This is a genomic window from Vreelandella sp. ssv (genome assembly GCF_059448525.1).
In genome coordinates this window covers 4,017,087-4,035,099 of record NZ_CM182545.1, presented here as the reverse complement: position 1 = coordinate 4,035,099, position 18,013 = coordinate 4,017,087, and the positions used below count along the sequence as shown (strand labels likewise).

The window sequence follows — 18,013 nt, the reverse complement described above, 5'->3', positions numbered from 1 at the left end:
CTCAAAACGACGTCAATGCCTTGGGCGAGCTTGATGTAAGCGGCGCAGGCGGGTGCTGAGAAAGCTTGAAGCTGCTAATCGTGCCTGCCAGATGATCAGCCTGCTCTTTTAACTGCTCGGCGGCGGTCGTCGACTCTTCTACCATGGCTGCGTTTTCCTGAGTCATACGATCAAGCTCGGCCACGGCGATGTTGACTTGATTGATGCCATCGCTCTGCTCGCTGGTAGCCGCATTGATCTCCTCCAAAACATCGGTCACGCGGGTAATATGCGCGACGATATTCTGCATGGTGGTTCCGGCATTACGCACCAAAGCGGTGCCGTTATTCACTTGGCTTTGTGAATCTTCGATCAGTTTTTGGATATCGTTGGCGGCATCGCTGCTGCGCCCGGCCAGTTTGCGTACCTCATCGGCCACCACGGCAAAACCCCGGCCATGCTCGCCAGCACGGGCGGCTTCTACCGAAGCATTAAGCGCCAGTAGATTGGTTTGAAACGAAATACTGTTCATTAGGGTGACAATCTCACCGATCTTATCCGAGGAGCGAGTGATGTCTTCCATGGTGGTCACCACATTCGCCACGACTTTTCCGCCTTCGTTCGCCACTTCAGAGGCAGTTTGAGAAAGCTGGTTGGCTTCTTTGGCGGAAGCCGCTGTGTGCTGAACCGTACTGGTGATTTCCTCGATCGATGCCGACGTTTGCTGCAGGCTAGCAGCGGCATTATCCGTACGCCGAGATAAATCCTGGCCGCCCATGGCGATCTCATTGGCCGCGTGGTGAACCGACTCACTACTGGTGCGCACATCGATCAATACGGCTTCCATTTTGCTTACAAAGCGGTTGAAGGCCTTGGCAATTTGTGTGATCTCGTCATTGCCCTCTTCAGGCAAACGCTGGGTTAAGTCGCCTTCTCCGGAGGCGATGTCATCCATTGCGTTACGTGCAACCAGTAAACGGCGCAACAGCAGTGAAAGCAGCAAACCAAAGACTACCGCCGTGATTGCGGCCACAATCAGCAGTGTGACTATCGATGTCGTGGCGATGCCACGCAGACCTGCCGTCGCCTCGCGTTCGTCCAGCGCTACAATCAACTGCCAGCCACTGCTACCGCCCACGTTATTGCCCATTAGTAACTTATCGCTGTTTTGCAGTGAAAGTGATTGGGGCTCATCGGCTTGGGCGATTTCGCTAAGCCGGGTGTTGGTCAGTTCATCGCTCAAACGTGTGGAAGGTTCGAGCGTCATGTCAGCGTCAGGATGCGCGATCAGGGTGCCGTTTTCCGTTGTTAAAAAGCCAAAACTGGACGGCGTCGGAGCAATGCCAGCTACAATATCGATCACATCCTCAATGGTAATATCCGCACCAATGACGGCGGCCAGCTGTCCATTACGATAGAAAGGGCGTGCAAAGGTAACGATCAGTCCGCCCGTTTGGGCATCTGTGTAAGGTGCCGTAATAATGGTCTCTTGCGCTGCGGCTGCGCCTTGAAACCAGGGGCGCTGGCGAGGGTCGTAATCGCTGGGCGGTTGCCAGCCATCGGAAAAAATAGCGTCTGGTGTGGAAGGGTAAGCAATGTAGGCCGTCATAAAGCTGCCTGAGCCAGCCAGTTGGCGAAGTGCTTCGAGCGGGTCATCGCTATTGGCTGCATCACCCATGCTGGAAAGCATGGTATAGCGTGCGCTAAACCACTCGTTAATAGCTTGCGTATTACCGTTAACCACGGCGCTAAGATTGCGCGTTATTTGCTGGCTATTATGGTGTTTTACGGTGGTGTAACTGGCAATGCCGTTCACCACTAAGGCGAGAGTAATCGCCACTAATGCGGCCAATAGGATACGTGCTCGGAGGGTAGATAGCATGGTCGCTCTCGACGTAAAAGTGCATGTCGGTACTCAGGGGGTAGGTACCGCTTGTAATGTCGACTAGGCTATCGGCGAGAGCGACTCTTTCTTTAGTGTTGAATAATAGTTAAGTTTCGGATTTTTCTAGCGTAAATCACTAACTGCTTGTTGGATATCGACCAGTGACGCTTTACTTAGATCTTTTGATAGGGAGTGAATCACCAGCTTTTGGGTAGGGGCATCGAGCTTATCGCGTAACAGTCCCAAGAATTTAGGCGGCGCCACCATAATGAGTTTCTCCATGCTGTTATCTACGCGAGCACTGTAAAGTCGCTGAGCGACCTCTTTCGCAAACAGCTCATTTTCGTGCTTGGTAGCCGTCCCCTCTTCGCCAGCCGATCGAGAGGTCGTGGACATCGACTCGTGCACATCGCCTCGACCATCGGTGACCAAATCACCTTCATGCAGCCGTCCTTCTGCGTGAACCATGCTCTCCTGCTCCGCTAGCGTTAAGGCATCACGGGTAAAGATACGTGCGCGAGCGGCGTCGGCTACCACGATATAGGTTGTCATCGCTGTGCATACTCCATGTCGTTGATGGTCATTTAACCATGGCAAGCGTTTGGCGTTAGGTCAAACGCTTGCTATTGCTTAAGCAACCAGGCTTAAGCAATTGGGTTTAAATAGTTTGGATTACAGCACCTTGCTACGCAGCAGGCTGGTTAAGGCTTCACCAATCAGCACCAGCACAATAATGGCAATTAAGATGGTCGCCACGGTTGGCCAGGCAAAGGTATCAATCGCACCTTGCAGGATGACTCCAATACCGCCCGCGCCCACTAAACCTAGCACTGTCGATTCGCGAATATTGATATCCCAACGCAGGATCACAATGGCAAAAAAGGCTGGCATCACTTGAGGCACAATCGCATAGGCGACTACTTTGGCTTTGGAAGCCCCGGTGGCTTCCATGGCTTCTACCGGACGCCTATCAATCTCTTCGATGGCCTCGCCCATCAATTTGCCGATAAAGCCAATGGAGCGAAACACGATGGCGAGGATCCCGGCTAGCACGCCAGGGCCAAAAATGGCCACGAACAGCAGCGCCCAGATAATCGTGTTCACCGAACGGCTAGAGACCAGAATAAAGCGCCCCAGCCATAAACAAGCGCGGTTTGGCGTGGTGTTCTGGGCGGCAATGTAGGCCACCGGTAAAGCCAGAAAGATCGTTAAGAAGGTGGCCAGGGTGGCGATATGCACCGTCTCGATCAGCGCCGCGATAATGCCGCTTAAGCCAGCGGCACTGGGAGGCCACATGCGCCCCCCAAGCGCAGAAATTTGATTGGGCGCATCCCATACCCAGGGCCAGAAAATATCAATATCGCGTACCGCCCAAACCACTAGCATCAAGGTGGCTAGCAGAACGGCGTAACGAATAAGGCGCTGTTTGCGGTCGTAGCGCTGCCAGATACGATCGGCAAGCTGTTGTGCGTGATCTACCATATTTTTTTCCTTACCCAGCCGCTGACACCTTCACTGAGCAAAATGACCGCGATGATGACAAGCAGAATCGCAAAGGCGAAATCGTAGTCGTAGCGACCAAAGGCGTTCATTAGCGTACCGCCTATGCCGCCTGCGCCCACGATTCCGACCACTGCTGATGCGCGCAAGTTGCTGTCCAATTGATACATGGAAAGGCCCACTTGGCGTGGCAGTATCTGCGGAAAAACGGCATAGAATAGAATCGCCACATACCCCGCCCCGGCGGCTTTCATGGCCTCTACCTGGCCCCAGTTAATCTCTTCTATCTCTTCGGCCAGCAGTTTGCCTACGAAACCGATGGAGTAGAGGGTTAGGGTCAAAATCCCGGCTAGCGGCCCGAACCCAACCGCGGCCACAAATAGTATCGCCACGATCACTGGGTGAAAGCTGCGCGATACAATAATGACGGCACGGCCAATGACATAGATAGGCATTGGGGCGATATTACGCGCCGCCATCACGGCAAAGGGAATAGAGAGCAAAACCCCCATTAAAGTCGCCAATATGGCGATTTGGAAGCTCTCTTTAAAGCCGGTAATCAGTAGTTCGTAGCGCTCTAAGTTGGGAGGAAAGCCGCCGCTAAAAATCCGCGCTGCGCGGGGCAACCCTTCGGAGATACGCGCCCAGTTGAACGGCAGCGAGCCGAAAGCCCAGACCAAATAGACGACTGCGACGATGATCAGCCCATAGCGCAGCAGTGGATTAGCGATAAACGGCGGCTTTCGCCAAGTGCGGGGCGCTGTTGAGGGGGCGTCAGGCGGAGTCATGGGAGCGCTCCTCCATGGGCGTATCGGTAATCGCATCGTCCGGCGCTTCAATGCCGCCGTAGATAGCGTCTAACGCGTCTTTGTTGAAATCGGCAGGCAACCCATCAAAGATCATCTTGCCGTGGCGTAGACCCACAATCCGCTCGGTATAGGTTTTGGCCTGGGCAACGTTGTGGATATTGATCAGCACCGGCAGCGACAGCTCGCTGGCCAAGCTCTGCAGCAATATCATGATTTGCTCGGAAGTGCGTGGGTCCAGCGAGGCCGTCGGTTCATCCGCCAGCAGAACTTCAGGTTCCTGCATCAGCGCGCGAACCACGCCTACCCGTTGGCGCTCCCCACCGGAAAGCTCATCAGCGCGCTTGTTGGCGTAGTGGGCGATTCCCACGCGCTCCATCAGCACAAAGGCCCGCTCAATATCGGCCTGGGGGTAGCGACGTGAAATCGCTTGATAGAGATTGACGTAACCCAACCGCCCGGCCAGCACATTCTCCATCACGGTTAAGCGATCCAGCAGGTTAAAGCCCTGGAACACCATGCCAATTTTGCGGCGCGCGCGGCGTAATTCAGCGCCTTTAAGGTTTACCAGCTCATTGCCGTTGAGTTTGATCGAGCCCGAGGTCGGCTCGACCAGGCGATTGATACATCTCAGCATGGTGCTTTTACCCGCACCCGAGGCGCCTACGATAGAAACAACGCTGTTTCCCTCTACCTTGAGGTCAAGCCCTTTCAGCACGGCTTCATCGTGGCCATAACGTTTGACCAGATTGGTAATTTCCAGCATGTGTCCGCTTCCATCGTCGAGACAATAACCGCACCGCCGGCGGCGGTGCGCTTCGTTTACTCTTCCAAGTTTTCTGGCGTATAGCTCACGTTATTGGCCGCTTGGATGGTACGAATCACCTTCCAGTTGTCTTGGTAGTTGATGGGTATGAATTTCTCGACGCCCTCAAACTCTTCGCCTAGCTCGGTGCCGATAAAATCAAAGCTGAAGAAGGCTTCTTCAATTTTTTCGACCAAATCTGGGTGCAGGTTATGCGCGTAGTTATACGAGGTGGTGGGGAAACGGTCGGATTCGTAGATCAGGCGCACGTCCTCCTCATCGTAAAGGCCGCGTGCCGCCATCCGCTCGACCACTTCGGAAGCGACCGGCGCCGCATCGTAGTCTTTAGCCACGACGCCCAGCATGGATTGGTCGTGGCTGCCCGAGTAGACCACTTCGTAATCCTCGTCGGGGGTAATGCCGAGTTCAGGAAACAGAGCGCGTGGGGCTAAATTGCCCGAGTTTGAGGTGGGTGAGGTATGGGCAACGCGTTTGCCTTTGAGATCCTCAACCTCATGGATATCGGAGTCAACGTGGGTAAACAGTTGCAGGGTATAACCGAATTGGCCGTCATCAGAGCCCATTAACGCAAACGGCACAGCACCGGCTAAATTCACAGCAAACGGCGTAGGACCAGTAGAGAAACCGGCGATATGTAAGCGTCCGCTGCGCATGGCTTCAACTTGAGCAGCGTTGGACTGTACCGCAAAGAAGCGCACATCCCGCTCGGTGACTTTAGCCAAGTGATCGATAAACGGCTGCCAGATGTCCGAATATATGGCTGGGTCTTCTACGGGGGTATAAGCAAAAATCAGCGTGTCTGGATTAGCCCACTCAGACTCATCGGCAGGGCGGTCGGCGACCATATCGCCATTTTCATCACAGTAAATAGTATCTAAATCGCCGCGTTCGCACTCAGCGAAAGCGGGCGAAGTGAGCAGGGCGAGCGGTAATAGAGATGCGGCGGTAAGCATCGCAAGCGGGCGCTTGCGGAAGAGCGAAGTTGCCATGGTAAGCCTCGTTTGTGCGTTATTGTTGTGTTCTTGCTCTGGGTCGAACTGAGTTTCCTTTGCTGCGTTTTGCCACTACTGAAAACGAAAAATGTTTCGTAAGTGGACATTCCGCGCCAAGGATGGTTATTTTCGAAAGCAGACACCTTCAATCTAGGGTTTGTGACAAACTTATGTCAAATACTTTACAGCCCCTCCCCGACCATTGGCGCAACCGCTATTTATTAATGCGCCACGGCCATAGCCAAGCCAATCAGCAGGGCGTGATTGTCAGCTCGCCAGAGCGAGGAATAGAAAACTTCGGTCTTTCTGAGTATGGCGAGCAACAACTTTCCCAGTTAGTTGCCGATTGGCATTGGCCTGTGCCGACCCGCGTGGTGCATTCTGATTTTTTGCGGACCACGCAAACCGCTTCCCGAGTAGCCGCTAAGTTCGGGTTAGCACTCGGCGTGGATAAGCGCTTGCGAGAGCGAAATTTTGGTGACTTAGAAGGCCTGGGAGATGAGCACTATCCCAGCGTGTGGGCGTTAGATGCCGAGGATGCCGAGCATCGTCACCATCAGGTGGAAGCCTTGAGTGCGGTGGCGCAACGTATGCAAGCAGTCATAGCTGACTGGGAACAACAGGTAAGCGGCGATACCATCCTGCTCGTCAGTCACGGTGACCCGTTGCAAATACTGTTAACGGCGTTGGCTAAAAAGCCTCTTACCCAGCACCGTGAACAGCCTCCGTTACTTCCCGCGAGCATCACCCAAGTAGGTGGTTAGGCGCCGTCTTTCGCAGGCGGAATCCAGGCAATCATATCGACTTCAACATCGGCCCCGCCCGCTAGGCCTGTCACTCCAATGCAGGTGCGGGTAGGCAGCGGTTGGGGGAAGTAGCTCGTGTAGACCTTATTGACCTCGTCAAAGTGGCCCATATTGGTAATAAACACCCGGGACTGCACCACATATTCGAAGGCGCTACCGACTTCTTCGAGCACGATCGCCAAGTTCTGCATCACCCGGTGGGTCTGCTCGGTGAAAGTACCCAATAGCATTTCGTTGGTTTCCGGCACCGTCGGCATTTGCCCAGTGATAAACACCAGATCGCCGACGCGGCAGGCGTGGGAAAACGGCGCGATAGGCTGTGGCGCGCGGTCAATAAACAGCTTTTCAATCATGTGCTTATCCTTTTTGAAATGATGTCATTGTGAGGAGCAGAGCGAAGAAGCAATCTTGTTTTTAGTAGCAGGATAACCTCAAGATCGCCGCGCTACGCTCGCAATGGTAAATAGGTGGTTTGCTGTTTTTTTAACGGTTTTAAAACATCATGGGCCTCAAATGAGGCCCATGATGACGTACTTATCAACAGCTGCTTTGTTTCGTGGGCTGTGGATTAATGCCCCAGAATCTGGCTTAAGAACAGCTGGGTGCGCTCAGACTGCGGATTATTGAAGAATGGCTCAGGTGCGTTCTCTTCAATGATCTGCCCTTGGTCCATAAAGATCACTCGGTCGGCCACGGTTTTGGCGAAGCCCATTTCGTGGGTCACACAAATCATGGTCATACCCTCTTCCGCCAGCTCCACCATGACGTCCAGCACTTCCTTGATCATCTCAGGGTCGAGAGCGGAGGTGGGCTCGTCAAATAGCATGACGTCGGGGTGCATGCAGAGTGAGCGGGCAATCGCCACGCGCTGCTGCTGGCCGCCTGAAAGTTGCCCAGGGTACTTGGTAGCCTGCTCGGCAATGCGCACCCGCTGTAGGTACTCCATTGCCAGCGCTTCGGCTTCTTTACGGGGTTTCTTCTGCACCCACATCGGCGCGATACAGCAGTTTTCCAGCACCGTTAAGTGAGGAAACAGGTTGAAGTGTTGAAACACCATGCCGACGCTGCGACGAATCTGCTCAATGCGCTTTACGTCCTGTGTGAGCGGTACGCCACCCACCACAATTTCACCTTTTTGGTGCTCTTCAAGGTGATTGATACAGCGAATCAGCGTTGATTTACCCGAACCCGAGGGGCCGCAGACCACAATACGCTCGCCGCGTTTTACCTCAAGGTAGATATCCCGCAGTACGTGAAAGTCGCCGTACCACTTGTTAACGTTACGCATCTCGACCATCAGGTCAGAAGTACTGGTGTCAGAAGTACGAGTGTCAGAGGTGTTGGTGGCTGCTTGTGTCATGTTGAAATCCTACTTAAAACGTAATGAGATGCGGCGTCAGTGCTTATGGCCAGTGTTTAGCTTGCGCTCCAAGTACTGGCTATAGCGCGACATGCTGAAACAGAATATCCAGAACACGAACGCGGCAAATACATAGCCCTCTACCGAGAAGCCCAGCCAGCGCGAGTCGGAAAGCGCCGCCTGCACAATGCCCAGCAGGTCAAACAGCCCGATGATCATGACCAGGGTGGTGTCTTTAAACAGAGAGATAAACGTATTGACGATGCCCGGAATCATCATTTTCAGTGCCTGGGGCATTACGATGAGTCCCATGCGCTTCCAATACGTCATGCCCAGTGCCGCGGCGGCCTCATCCTGACCTTTGGGAATCGCCTGCAAACCGCCGCGAATAACCTCGGCCATATAGGCACTCTGGAACAGCGTCAGGCCGATTAGCGCCCGGATAAGGCGATCCACGTTAATTTCAGACGGTAGGAACAGCGGCAGCATCACCGAGGCCATAAACAGAATGGTGATTAGCGGCACACCACGCCAAAACTCAATAAAAATCACACAGAAAGTTTTGACGATGGGCATGTTCGAGCGTCGCCCAAGTGCCAATACGATGCCAATAGGCAGTGCGCCAATCATTCCCACGCTAGCCAGTAGCAGCGTCAGCATCAAACCGCCCCAGCGGTGGGTGGATACACGCGGTAGATCAAAGTAGCCGCCGTGTAGCAGCACGTAGGCGATCACCGGGAAGATCAGCAGGGCAAACAGTGTCATCCAGCGCTTGAACGGCAGGCGTGGAATGACCATCCAGGCAATAATGCCAGCGAACATGGCAAATACAATGTTGGCGCGCCAATACTCCTCGCTGGGGTAGAGGCCATACATAAACTGGGAAAAGCGTGCGTTGACGAATACCCAGCAGGCGCCCGCTTTGGTGCAGTCTTCGCGGCTATCGCCCACCCAGTTGGCATCGATAAACGCCCACTGGACCGTTGGCACCACGAGTAGGTACAGCACGTAAAGGCCCAGCAGCGTGAATATGCTATTGATTGGACCGTTGAACAGGTTGCCACGTAGCCAGGCAACCGGACCGATCGTGCCTTTAGGAGCCGGGCGCTGAGGTATGGTTTCTTTGTTGTGAATCATGGGGTCGCCTCCGGCCTAGCGTTCGACCAGCGCAACGCGAGCGTTGAACCAGTTCATGAACATGGACACCAGCAAGCTGATGATGAGATAAACCGCCATGGTCATGGCAATCACTTCAATTGCTTGACCGGTCTGGTTGAGCGTAGTGCCAGCAAAAACTGACACCAAGTCGGGGTAGCCGATGGCGGTGGCCAGGGACGAGTTTTTAATCAGGTTGAGATATTGGCTGGTGAGCGGCGGAATGATGACGCGCAGCGCCTGGGGGATCACCACCAAACGTAGGACTAGTTTGCGTGGCAAGCTAAGCGCTTGGGCGGCTTCTGTTTGGCCATGGGGAATAGCCTGAATGCCCGAGCGCACAATTTCGGCGATGAACGACGCGGTATAAATGGAGAGCGCCAGCCACAGGGCCAAGAATTCGGGAATGATGGTAATACCACCACCGAAGTTAAAACCACGTAGTACAGGCATCTCCCAGGTGACCGGTACACCGGTCGCCACCAATACCAGCAATGGCAGGCCAAAAATGATCACCAGCGACATCCAGAAAACGGGCAAGCGTTTGCCGGTCGCTTCGTGGCGGCGCTTGTTCCAGATAACGAGCGCAATGCTAGCAATGATGGCCACCACAAAGGTAGCAGGAATTAGCCCAAAGCCTGATTCAAACAGCGGTTGTGGCAAGTACAGACCGCGAACATTGAGAAAAATGGCTTCACCAAACGCCATGCTCTCTCTAGCACTGGGTAACGTGCGCAGTACCGCGAAATACCAGAAGAAAATCTGCAGCAGCAGCGGGATATTACGAAAGGTTTCGATATAGGCGTTGGCTAACTTAGCGATCAGCCAATTGGGGGATAGCCGTGCGATACCGACGATAAAACCAATAATCGAGGCTGCTAACACCCCCAGTCCGCCGACTAGCAGCGTATTGAGCAAGCCAATCACGAAGGTACGGGCGTAGGTGCTCTGAGAAGAGTATTCGATTAAGGTTTGACCAATACCAAAGCCGGCTGTATTGCCCAGGAAGCCGAAGCCTGTGGTGATGCCGCGGGCGTTCAGGTTGGCTTGGGTATTGCCGATAATATAGATCAGGAAAGCCGTTACAACGGCGACCAAAATGAGCTGAAAAATAAGTGCGCGCTTAGCGCGGTCTCGCCAAAACGGCGGCTTGTGGCCGGCGGGGCGAATGTTGGGTCTTACAGACATGGATGGCGTCTCCGCTACACGGAAGGTCAATCAGATGGCCCGCCAGCACCTGAGAGGGTTGGCGGGCCGGGGTCAAGCGAGACGCTTAGCGAATCGGGGGAGCGTACTGGAAGCCACCGTCGTTCCACAGGGCGTTGACACCGCGCTCGATTTCAAGCGGAGAGTCCATACCCACGTTACGTTCGAAGCTTTCAGCGTAGTTACCGACTTGGCTGATGATGTTGTAAGCCCAGTCCGCTTCAAGGTTCATGCCTTCACCGTAGTTGCCGTCTTGGCCCAGTAGGCGAGCAACATCAGGGTTTTCAGAGTTCAGCATTTCTTCAGCGTTTTCGCTGGTCACGCCATACTCTTCGGCGTTAATCATCGCGAATAGTGACCACTTCACAATATTGAACCAAAGGTCGTCACCCTGACGAACCACAGGACCCAACGGCTCTTTGGAGATGACGTCAGACAGAATCATCGAACCTTCAGGGTCATCTAGCTGGATACGCAGCGCTGCGAGCTGTGAAGTATCAGAGGTCAGTACGTCACAGCGGCCAGCTTGATAACCACCTACAGTTTGCTCAGAGGTATCAAATACGATTGGGTTGAATTCCATGTCATTAGCACGGAAGTAGTCAGCCAGATTCAGTTCGGTAGTGGTGCCCGACTGAATACAGATAGAGGCGCCGTCGAGTTCGTCAGCACCGGTAATGCCCAGGTCACGGGATACCATGAAACCCTGACCGTCGTAGAAGTTAACGCCAGTAAAGTTCAGACCCAGCGTGGTATCGCGGGTAGTGGTCCAGGTGGTGTTACGTGAAAGTACATCGACTTCACCAGACTGCAGGGCGGTGAAGCGCTCAACGGCATTTAGAGAAATATAGTTAACGGCTTCTGAGTCGCCGAGTACCGCTGCTGCTACTGCACGGCAAACATCAACGTCCAGTCCCTGCCAATTACCATCGTCATCCGGCGCTGAGAAGCCCGGCAAACCATCGCTCACACCACACTGAACGGCGCCACGCTCAATGGTATCTTCTAAGGTGTCGGCTTGAGCAGTCGCCATTCCCGCTAGGCTGAGTGAGCCAGCGGACGCCAGAAGCGCTAGGTGTTTTTTATTGAACATTTAGTTTCCCTCGAAGTTATTAAAATCTGTCACTGAAATAGTTGTGCATGCCGTAGCATGTCACTAAACCTAGCAAGGAAGATGCCAACAAGGGTACAGGTGCTAATTCAGCGCTTTTCAACGCTACTCAACGAATTCGAGACGAACGTCTAGGTGCAAAAAATGTTACCGCCCACCTCGCTTTGCACCTTTATAGAGCAAGCTGGGGTGAGCGGTGACAGAAAAACGGCAGTGAAGGACGTTTATTTGGCCGCAAATGCCTTGCGCATAAACGGAGGTAGGGCGAGCGCACCGCGATGGGCGTCAACGCTATAGTACTCAAGCGGCAGGTCGTGGCTGGCGGCTGCCTGCTCGCGGAACGCATTAACGTCTAAGCCTTTGCCCGCCAATGTCACGCTCCACCAGCCTGAGGGGTAAACCGGCTGCGGGAAGGGTAGCGTGGCGACACTGTCGAAACCCGCTTCCAGCATATCGTGGCGTAGCTCACGAATGATCGAGCCCGTGTGGTAAAGCGGTGACTCGCTCTGCTGCACCATCACGCCGCCACTTTTCAAAATACGGTGGCAGCGTTTGAGAAAATCGGTCTTGAACAACCCCTCGGCAGGGCCGACCGGGTCGGTGGAGTCGATAATGAGGACATCGATGCTCTCATCCGGTGCATCGTCCACCCATTTCACGCCGTCGGCAAACAGCAGCTCGGCGCGCGGATCATTATTCGATTCTACCAGCGATGGAAAGAAGCGCTCAGAGGCCTTGGTTACTTCTTCATCGATATCAATTTGAGTAACTTGCTCGACGCCCGGGTGACGCAACACTTCCTTTAAGGTACCGCAGTCGCCGCCGCCGATAATCACGACCCGTTTAGGGTCTTGGTGGGTAAACAGGGCCGGATGCGCGATCATCTCGTGATAGAGAAAGTTATCGCGATCGGTCAGCATCACACAGCCGTCCAGCGCCATGAGGTTACCGTAAGTCTCGGTAGCATAGACTTCCAGATGCTGGTACTGGCTCTGCACATCCAGCAGCTTTTCAGAGATTTTCAGCGAGAAGGCGCTGCCGTGGCTATCAAAGACTTCGGTAAACCACTGGTCGTCGCGTAGTTCGCTCATGAATGGGCTCCTGAGTGTGCTGTGTTGGGTTGTGTCGGAATATCCCGATGGTATTGCGGGCTTAGCTCGTGCAGCGCCTCCATGAAGGCGGTGACGTTATCCGGGTTGGTAAACTGGCTGATACCGTGGCCCAGATTAAACACATGGCCAGGGCCATGACCGTAGCTTTCCAGCACGCGGGCCACTTCAGCGCGGATAGCCGAGGGCCGGGCAAACAGTACGTTGGGATCCAGGTTGCCCTGCAGTGCGACCTTATGACCAACGCGGGTGCGGGCATCGGAAAGCTCAGTAGACCAGTCGATACCCAGGGCATCGGCACCGGCGCAGGCGATATGCTCAAGCCACTGGCCGCCATTCTTAGTAAAGAGAATGACCGGCACGCGGCGTCCGTCGTGCTCGCGGATCAGCCCGGAAACGATCTGCTCCATGTAGCGCAGTGAGAACTCCAGATACGCCGGGGTAGAGAGCGCGCCGCCCCAGGTATCAAAAATCTGCACCGCCTGAGCGCCCGCGCGAATTTGGGCGTTCAGGTAGTCGGTCACCGCATGCGCCAGCGTATCCAGCAACTGGTGCATGGTATCTGGTGTATCGTACAACATGGTTTTCAGGTGCCGGAAGTCCTTGCTGGAACCGCTCTCCACCATGTAGGTCGCCAGGGTCCAGGGGCTGCCGGAGAAACCGATCAGCGGCATACGGCCGTTCAGCTCGCGGCGAATGGTCGACACCGCACGCATTACGTAATCCAGGTCACGCTCGGCATCGGGCACGGTCAGCGCAGCGACTTCTTCAGGTGTGCGCACGGTTTTGCGAAATTTGGGACCTTCGCCGGTTTCAAAATAGAGCCCCAGGCCCATCGCATCCGGAATGGTTAAAATATCCGAAAACAGAATGGCGGCATCCAGCGGGTAGCGTTCTAAAGGCTGCATCGTGACTTCGCAGGCCAGGTCATGGTTGCGGCACAAATCCATAAAGCTGCCTGCATCGGCACGACTGGCGCGGTATTCCGGCAGGTAGCGGCCCGCTTGGCGCATCATCCATACCGGGGTGCGGTCGACGGGCTGACGCGCCAGGGCGCGAAGAAAACGGTCATTTTGCAATGGTGTGGGAGTCATAGACACTTGCTCTTAAGAAGTTTGCCCGCACTGTCCTGGGGACAAGTACTAGGTTCATGTACTTGGTATCGTATGGGGCAATTGTACTTGAAGATAGGCGCAAGGGCGGCGTACTAGGTGGCAAAAATCGTCGCATCCGGCCAATTTTTCTCCTCTAATGAGCCGATTTTAGTCGCGTTGCCACCGTGAGGCGGGCGCCGCTTCCTGTTAGAATGCTTGCCCATTTTGCCAACACTGGTGTGGTTAACTGGTTTGGTCAATCAGCGAGGTAACCTGTGACCATTCGCTTTATTGCCGCTTCCCAACTGCCCACGCCCTGGGCGACATTTACGATGCATGGCTTCGAAGATGAGGCCACCGGCAAGGATCATATCGCCTTAACATTGGGTGATGTGACCGGCGATGTGCCGGTCTTGGGGCGTGTGCATTCCGAGTGTTTAACCGGCGATGCGCTGTTTTCCATGCGCTGTGACTGTGGTTTTCAGTTGCAGGAAGCGCTTAAACGCATTGCCGAAGAGGGGCGTGGCGTACTGTTTTATCTGCGCCAAGAGGGCCGCGGGATTGGCCTGCTGAACAAAATTCGCGCTTATAATTTGCAGGATCAAGGAGCTGATACGGTCGAAGCCAACGAACGGCTTGGCTTTGGCGCTGATATGCGTCGCTATGATCTCTGCGTGCCGATGCTTAATCACCTAGGCATTACGTCACTGCGATTAATGACCAACAACCCGCGTAAGGTGGATGCCCTGACGCGCGACGGGGTGAATGTCGTAGAGCGCTTACCCATCACCACCGGCCTCAATCCCCATAACGAGCACTATCTTTCCACTAAAGCGGGCAAGCTCGGCCATATGATGGCCCTTGATGATTTTACTCATGCTAGCGATGTGGATATTGAGCGAAAGGGGTGATAATAGTGGTGTAGGTTTTAGGAGCACCCAGAATGAAAGCCGTACGTGATGGACAGTGTGAGAAGCAGCGTGAAATCACGCCTGCAGAGCAGGGCGAATTCAGCGTTGTTGAAGAGTGGCTGCACAGTATCACTCACGGTATCGGGGCCGTGCTCAGCCTGGTGGGAATGGTCGTTCTGCTGATGGCCGCGAGCCTCGCCGCTCATGTTGATCCATGGAAAATCGTCAGCCTGAGCCTCTACGGTACCACCCTGGTGCTGCTTTATACCGCTTCGACCCTTTATCACGGCATTCCGCATCGGCGCTGGAAGCAGCGCTTTCAACTACTCGATCACTGCGCCATTTATCTGCTTATCGCAGGCACCTACACGCCTTTTTTACTCGTCAATATGCGCGGCACCACGGGTTGGGTCTTGTTCACCGCCGTGTGGTCGCTGGCGCTGGCAGGCATTGCCTGCATATTGCTATGGCCTCAGCGCTTTTCGATACTACGCGTGGCAATTTATCTGCTGATGGGCTGGATGATCTTGCTGGCGTCAGGGGAGATGGCGGCGAATCTTTCCTCGACCGGCATTTTTCTGCTTGCTGCGGGAGGCATCACCTACACGCTCGGCGTTATCTTCTACGCTGTGCGGGCGATCCCCTATAACCACGCTATTTGGCATCTGTTTGTCATAGCAGGAAGCGTCTGCCACTACTTGGCTGTTTATAGCGCGGTTCTCCCTCACGTGACGCCTGCTTAACTCTCTGCGGCAGCTTTCTCACGCGCGACTGCTTTGGCCATCGCGGGGCGCTGGCTATGACGCTCGCGGTAAGCCATGAGCGGCTCGGGCAAGCGGTGCTTCATGCTAACCGCCCAGGAAAGGGTATGCGTTAAAAATATGTCCGCAAGCGTGAACGAGTCGCCGACCAAATTTTCTTGGCCATTATAGCGCCTTTCCAGGGCGCTCAGTGCGCGCTGCAACTCCCAGGCGCAGACTGGCAGCACAGCGGGAACGCGTTTATCTGTGGGCAAGGCAAACTTATGCTTGGCCTGATTCCACAGCGGCTGCTCAAGTTCAGTGACGATAAAGCTAAGCCATTGATCAACCTGGGCGTGGGCGGCGGGATCGCTGGGCAGCAGTGAACCATCGCCATAAGTCTCGGCCAGATAACGGCAAATAGGCGCCGACTCAAATAAATGTACCTCGCCATCCTCGATGACGGGCACCTTACCGTCCGGGTGGCGTGCCAAATGCTCGGCTGTTTGGCCCTCGCCTTTATCCAGTGCCACGTGCTGGCACTGATACTCAAGGCCTAGCTCTTCGAGTGTCCATGCCGCTCTTAGCGAACGGGATTGGGGAAAGCTGTATAGCGTGATCATGGCGAGCTCCTGGCGAAAAAACGATTCTTTAATCTAGCGGTCGTTAGCGACGCTGTCGATTCTCTTCCTTGTCCACAGGTTTTTTTAACTGGGCTTTGGGGGAGTGTCCAACGGTTCGTTTAAAGGCGGCGCCGAAAGCACTCTGTGACATATAACCCACGGTTTCAGAAACCTCTGCGATACTTAGGCCTTCCTGAATCAATCTTTGCGCCAGCTGCATTCGCCAATGCAACAAATAATCGATCGGTGATTTTCCTACAGCTGTTCGGAAGGCATTAGAGAACGAAGATCGCGACATACCGACTCGATGTGATAGGTCTGCGACTGTCCAGGGGCGACTAGGCTCAGAATGCATGAGATCTAACGCAGCGCCAATTTGAGAGTTGTTCAGCGCTCCAATCCAGCTGGTTAAAACATCTTCAGGTTCCGCTGTGGTGCCAGCATATTCCCGTTTTGCAAAAGCACGTAGAAGTTGAACCAGCAGCATGTCAGCTAAATGTCGCCGCATTAAACCGAAACCAATCTCGGTACGACGGATTTCGGTATCCAGGATTTCTAAAATATGTCGCAAAGAGGCTGCCGATGGTGCAGCAGCCGGAATTCGCATGAATGGCGGTAGAGTGTCGATCAATAATTGCGCGTGTAGATCATCTAATAGAAAGCTTCCAGCAAGCAGTACTGTCTCGGCGCCGCCGTAATGACCAGTATCGGAATGTTCCCAGTCGATAACGGCCACTCCGTCCTCGGCCAAGAGGTTGGGGTCACTGGCAATAACGTAGGGTGGCGTGTGCGAAAGAAGGAATACATCACCTTCATCAAGCCAGATATGTTCTTGGTTTGGATATATCAGCCAGCAGCCTCCACGCATAACGGCTGCGAATTTAAGAGCAGGTTTTGCAGGAAAGCGAAGTGCCCAGTCCCCACCGGCTTCGAGTCTGGTACATCGCGCACTACGCAAATCGAGTAGCGAAAATACTTCCGTTAGCGTATCGCTCATTATTAATACGATCTCTATAAAAAACTGTATTTTCCAGCATAGATAAACCAGCTGAGGCTCACCATAATATTTTCATTAACCGATAAGAGGGGATATGAAATGACAGGTATCAGCGGCAAGGTTATCGCTATCACGGGAGCAAGCAGCGGCATTGGCCGAGAGACCGCACTTAAGCTGGCTGGAGCGGGGGCAAAGTTAGTTCTAGGGGCTCGTAAAAGGGAAGCGCTGGAAAGCCTCGAGGAAGAGATAACGCTGATGGGGGGCGAAGCGGCCTTCGCAATAACGGATGTCTGCGTCCGCGAGGATCTGCAGAGACTGGTTGACGTTGCCTGTCAGCGGTTTGGTCAGCTTGATGTTTTCATTTCCAACGCAGGCATCGGCCCCATCTCAATGTTAGATGAACTGCGCGTTGACGATTGGGATGCGATGATTGATGTGAATTTGCGTGGAGTCATCTATGGCATCGCAGCTGCACTACCGATTTTCCGTCGGCAGTCATCGGGGCACTTCGTGAGTGTGATTTCAACAGCCGGGCTAAAGATCGTTCCAGGGCAGGCCATTTACGCAGGTACAAAAAATGCCGTACGCACTATCCACGAGGGACTTCGACAAGAAGCAGGCCCCAACCTGCGAGTAACGGGGATATCTCCCGGCATAATTCGCACGGGTTTTGGCGACGCTATCCCTTCTCAAGAGCTTCGAAATAAGGTTGCGGACAGCATGGAGTCAATAGCCATTGACCCTGCTGCTGTTGCATCGGCCATCGCTTTTGCCATTGCCCAACCACCCGAAGTCGATATTGGAGACATTGTCGTTCGGCCAACGGCGCAAGGTTAAGATCAAAGGCCTAGAGCTATCGAAGTTACCCTTGTGGGGCCTCGTTAACTAGCTTTTGGAAATTGGCGATTGCGGT

Annotated in this window: 19 protein-coding genes; 4 read left to right on the top strand and 15 right to left on the bottom strand. The window is 54.2% G+C overall.

The window, feature by feature from the left end; translation table 11 throughout:
• Position 1 precedes the first annotated feature (1 nt).
• From AC5TBW_RS18445 to phnD, 6 genes are all read right to left on the bottom strand, one after another.
• The gene (locus AC5TBW_RS18445) at positions 2-1,861 is read right to left on the bottom strand and encodes a methyl-accepting chemotaxis protein (RefSeq protein WP_495509954.1); all 1,860 of its coding nucleotides are present in this window, start codon (positions 1,859-1,861) and stop codon (positions 2-4) included.
• A gap of 126 nt (positions 1,862-1,987) precedes the next feature.
• Positions 1,988-2,416 (bottom strand): host attachment protein, encoded by a 429-nt coding sequence (locus AC5TBW_RS18440; RefSeq protein WP_495509953.1) that lies wholly within the window; start codon positions 2,414-2,416, stop codon positions 1,988-1,990.
• A gap of 120 nt (positions 2,417-2,536) precedes the next feature.
• Positions 2,537-3,346 carry a phosphonate ABC transporter, permease protein PhnE gene (gene phnE / locus AC5TBW_RS18435; RefSeq protein WP_495509952.1) on the bottom strand — a complete coding sequence of 270 codons (810 nt, stop codon included), beginning with the start codon at positions 3,344-3,346 and terminating at the stop codon, positions 2,537-2,539.
• On the bottom strand, positions 3,340-4,152 hold the full coding sequence (gene phnE, locus AC5TBW_RS18430; protein WP_495509951.1) for a phosphonate ABC transporter, permease protein PhnE: 813 nt from the start codon (positions 4,150-4,152) through the stop codon (positions 3,340-3,342). Before phnE (AC5TBW_RS18430) ends, phnE (AC5TBW_RS18435) begins: the two co-directional genes overlap by 7 nt.
• Entirely contained in the window at positions 4,139-4,936 is a 798-nt protein-coding gene (gene phnC, locus AC5TBW_RS18425) for a phosphonate ABC transporter ATP-binding protein (protein WP_495509950.1), read from the bottom strand. The genes phnE (AC5TBW_RS18430) and phnC overlap by 14 nt, the downstream gene beginning before the upstream one ends.
• Before the next feature lie 56 nt (positions 4,937-4,992).
• Positions 4,993-5,985 (bottom strand): phosphate/phosphite/phosphonate ABC transporter substrate-binding protein, encoded by a 993-nt coding sequence (gene phnD, locus AC5TBW_RS18420; protein ID WP_495509949.1) that lies wholly within the window; start codon positions 5,983-5,985, stop codon positions 4,993-4,995.
• Positions 5,986-6,158: 173 nt separating this feature from the next.
• Here phnD and AC5TBW_RS18415 point away from each other — a divergent pair, with 173 nt between their 5' ends.
• Positions 6,159-6,752: a histidine phosphatase family protein gene (locus AC5TBW_RS18415; RefSeq protein ID WP_495509948.1), complete on the top strand. Its 594-nt coding sequence runs from the start codon at positions 6,159-6,161 to the stop codon at positions 6,750-6,752.
• On the opposite strand, the gene AC5TBW_RS18410 is transcribed toward AC5TBW_RS18415, so the two are convergent.
• From AC5TBW_RS18410 to hemE, 7 genes are all read right to left on the bottom strand, one after another.
• A complete protein-coding gene (locus AC5TBW_RS18410) occupies positions 6,749-7,147 on the bottom strand; it encodes a RidA family protein (RefSeq protein WP_495509947.1) in 399 nt (132 codons plus the stop codon). The genes AC5TBW_RS18415 and AC5TBW_RS18410 overlap by 4 nt on opposite strands.
• A 215-nt stretch (positions 7,148-7,362) precedes the next feature.
• Positions 7,363-8,091, bottom strand: coding sequence for an amino acid ABC transporter ATP-binding protein (locus tag AC5TBW_RS18405; RefSeq protein WP_495511990.1), 729 nt, complete (start codon positions 8,089-8,091; stop codon positions 7,363-7,365).
• 99 nt (positions 8,092-8,190) lie between these two features.
• A complete protein-coding gene (locus tag AC5TBW_RS18400) occupies positions 8,191-9,291 on the bottom strand; it encodes an amino acid ABC transporter permease (protein WP_495509946.1) in 1,101 nt (366 codons plus the stop codon).
• 15 nt (positions 9,292-9,306) lie between these two features.
• A complete protein-coding gene (locus tag AC5TBW_RS18395; RefSeq protein ID WP_280105041.1) occupies positions 9,307-10,497 on the bottom strand; it encodes an amino acid ABC transporter permease in 1,191 nt (396 codons plus the stop codon).
• A gap of 85 nt (positions 10,498-10,582) precedes the next feature.
• The gene (locus AC5TBW_RS18390; protein WP_495509945.1) at positions 10,583-11,608 is read right to left on the bottom strand and encodes an amino acid ABC transporter substrate-binding protein; all 1,026 of its coding nucleotides are present in this window, start codon (positions 11,606-11,608) and stop codon (positions 10,583-10,585) included.
• A gap of 242 nt (positions 11,609-11,850) precedes the next feature.
• Positions 11,851-12,717 (bottom strand): polyamine aminopropyltransferase, encoded by an 867-nt coding sequence (gene speE, locus AC5TBW_RS18385; protein WP_495509944.1) that lies wholly within the window; start codon positions 12,715-12,717, stop codon positions 11,851-11,853.
• Complete coding sequence (gene hemE / locus AC5TBW_RS18380) at positions 12,714-13,829, bottom strand: uroporphyrinogen decarboxylase (protein WP_495509943.1); 1,116 nt, start codon at positions 13,827-13,829, stop codon at positions 12,714-12,716. Before hemE ends, speE begins: the two co-directional genes overlap by 4 nt.
• Positions 13,830-14,104: 275 nt before the next feature.
• Here hemE and ribA point away from each other — a divergent pair, with 275 nt between their 5' ends.
• Positions 14,105-14,740: a GTP cyclohydrolase II gene (gene ribA, locus AC5TBW_RS18375; protein WP_495509942.1), complete on the top strand. Its 636-nt coding sequence runs from the start codon at positions 14,105-14,107 to the stop codon at positions 14,738-14,740.
• 32 nt (positions 14,741-14,772) lie between these two features.
• On the top strand, positions 14,773-15,483 hold the full coding sequence (trhA, locus tag AC5TBW_RS18370; RefSeq protein ID WP_495509941.1) for a PAQR family membrane homeostasis protein TrhA: 711 nt from the start codon (positions 14,773-14,775) through the stop codon (positions 15,481-15,483).
• Here trhA and AC5TBW_RS18365 read toward each other — a convergent pair.
• A complete protein-coding gene (locus AC5TBW_RS18365) occupies positions 15,480-16,103 on the bottom strand; it encodes a glutathione S-transferase family protein (protein WP_495509940.1) in 624 nt (207 codons plus the stop codon). The genes trhA and AC5TBW_RS18365 overlap by 4 nt on opposite strands.
• A 43-nt stretch (positions 16,104-16,146) precedes the next feature.
• On the bottom strand, positions 16,147-17,100 hold the full coding sequence (locus AC5TBW_RS18360) for an AraC family transcriptional regulator (RefSeq protein WP_495509939.1): 954 nt from the start codon (positions 17,098-17,100) through the stop codon (positions 16,147-16,149).
• 99 nt (positions 17,101-17,199) lie between these two features.
• Between AC5TBW_RS18360 and AC5TBW_RS18355 the strand changes: the two genes are divergently transcribed.
• Complete coding sequence (locus AC5TBW_RS18355) at positions 17,200-17,937, top strand: SDR family oxidoreductase (RefSeq protein ID WP_495509938.1); 738 nt, start codon at positions 17,200-17,202, stop codon at positions 17,935-17,937.
• Positions 17,938-18,013: the final 76 nt, after the last annotated feature.

Excerpts from the sequence above, each read along its gene's own strand:
- AC5TBW_RS18355 (WP_495509938.1), top strand. The coding sequence starts at position 17,200 with ATGACAGGTATCAGCGGCAAGGTTATCGCTATCACGGGAGCAAGCAGC.
- AC5TBW_RS18390 (WP_495509945.1), bottom strand. The coding sequence starts at position 11,608 with ATGTTCAATAAAAAACACCTAGCGCTTCTGGCGTCCGCTGGCTCACTC.
- phnE (WP_495509951.1), bottom strand. The coding sequence starts at position 4,152 with ATGACTCCGCCTGACGCCCCCTCAACAGCGCCCCGCACTTGGCGAAAG.
- AC5TBW_RS18415 (WP_495509948.1), top strand. The coding sequence starts at position 6,159 with ATGTCAAATACTTTACAGCCCCTCCCCGACCATTGGCGCAACCGCTAT.
- AC5TBW_RS18395 (WP_280105041.1), bottom strand. The coding sequence starts at position 10,497 with ATGTCTGTAAGACCCAACATTCGCCCCGCCGGCCACAAGCCGCCGTTT.
- AC5TBW_RS18405 (WP_495511990.1), bottom strand. The coding sequence starts at position 8,091 with ATGGTCGAGATGCGTAACGTTAACAAGTGGTACGGCGACTTTCACGTA.
- phnD (WP_495509949.1), bottom strand. The coding sequence starts at position 5,985 with ATGGCAACTTCGCTCTTCCGCAAGCGCCCGCTTGCGATGCTTACCGCC.
- AC5TBW_RS18410 (WP_495509947.1), bottom strand. The coding sequence starts at position 7,147 with ATGATTGAAAAGCTGTTTATTGACCGCGCGCCACAGCCTATCGCGCCG.
- hemE (WP_495509943.1), bottom strand. The coding sequence starts at position 13,829 with ATGACTCCCACACCATTGCAAAATGACCGTTTTCTTCGCGCCCTGGCG.
- AC5TBW_RS18365 (WP_495509940.1), bottom strand. The coding sequence starts at position 16,103 with ATGATCACGCTATACAGCTTTCCCCAATCCCGTTCGCTAAGAGCGGCA.
- AC5TBW_RS18445 (WP_495509954.1), bottom strand. The coding sequence starts at position 1,861 with ATGCTATCTACCCTCCGAGCACGTATCCTATTGGCCGCATTAGTGGCG.
- AC5TBW_RS18360 (WP_495509939.1), bottom strand. The coding sequence starts at position 17,100 with ATGAGCGATACGCTAACGGAAGTATTTTCGCTACTCGATTTGCGTAGT.
- speE (WP_495509944.1), bottom strand. The coding sequence starts at position 12,717 with ATGAGCGAACTACGCGACGACCAGTGGTTTACCGAAGTCTTTGATAGC.
- AC5TBW_RS18440 (WP_495509953.1), bottom strand. The coding sequence starts at position 2,416 with ATGACAACCTATATCGTGGTAGCCGACGCCGCTCGCGCACGTATCTTT.
- AC5TBW_RS18400 (WP_495509946.1), bottom strand. The coding sequence starts at position 9,291 with ATGATTCACAACAAAGAAACCATACCTCAGCGCCCGGCTCCTAAAGGC.
- trhA (WP_495509941.1), top strand. The coding sequence starts at position 14,773 with ATGAAAGCCGTACGTGATGGACAGTGTGAGAAGCAGCGTGAAATCACG.
- phnE (WP_495509952.1), bottom strand. The coding sequence starts at position 3,346 with ATGGTAGATCACGCACAACAGCTTGCCGATCGTATCTGGCAGCGCTAC.
- phnC (WP_495509950.1), bottom strand. The coding sequence starts at position 4,936 with ATGCTGGAAATTACCAATCTGGTCAAACGTTATGGCCACGATGAAGCC.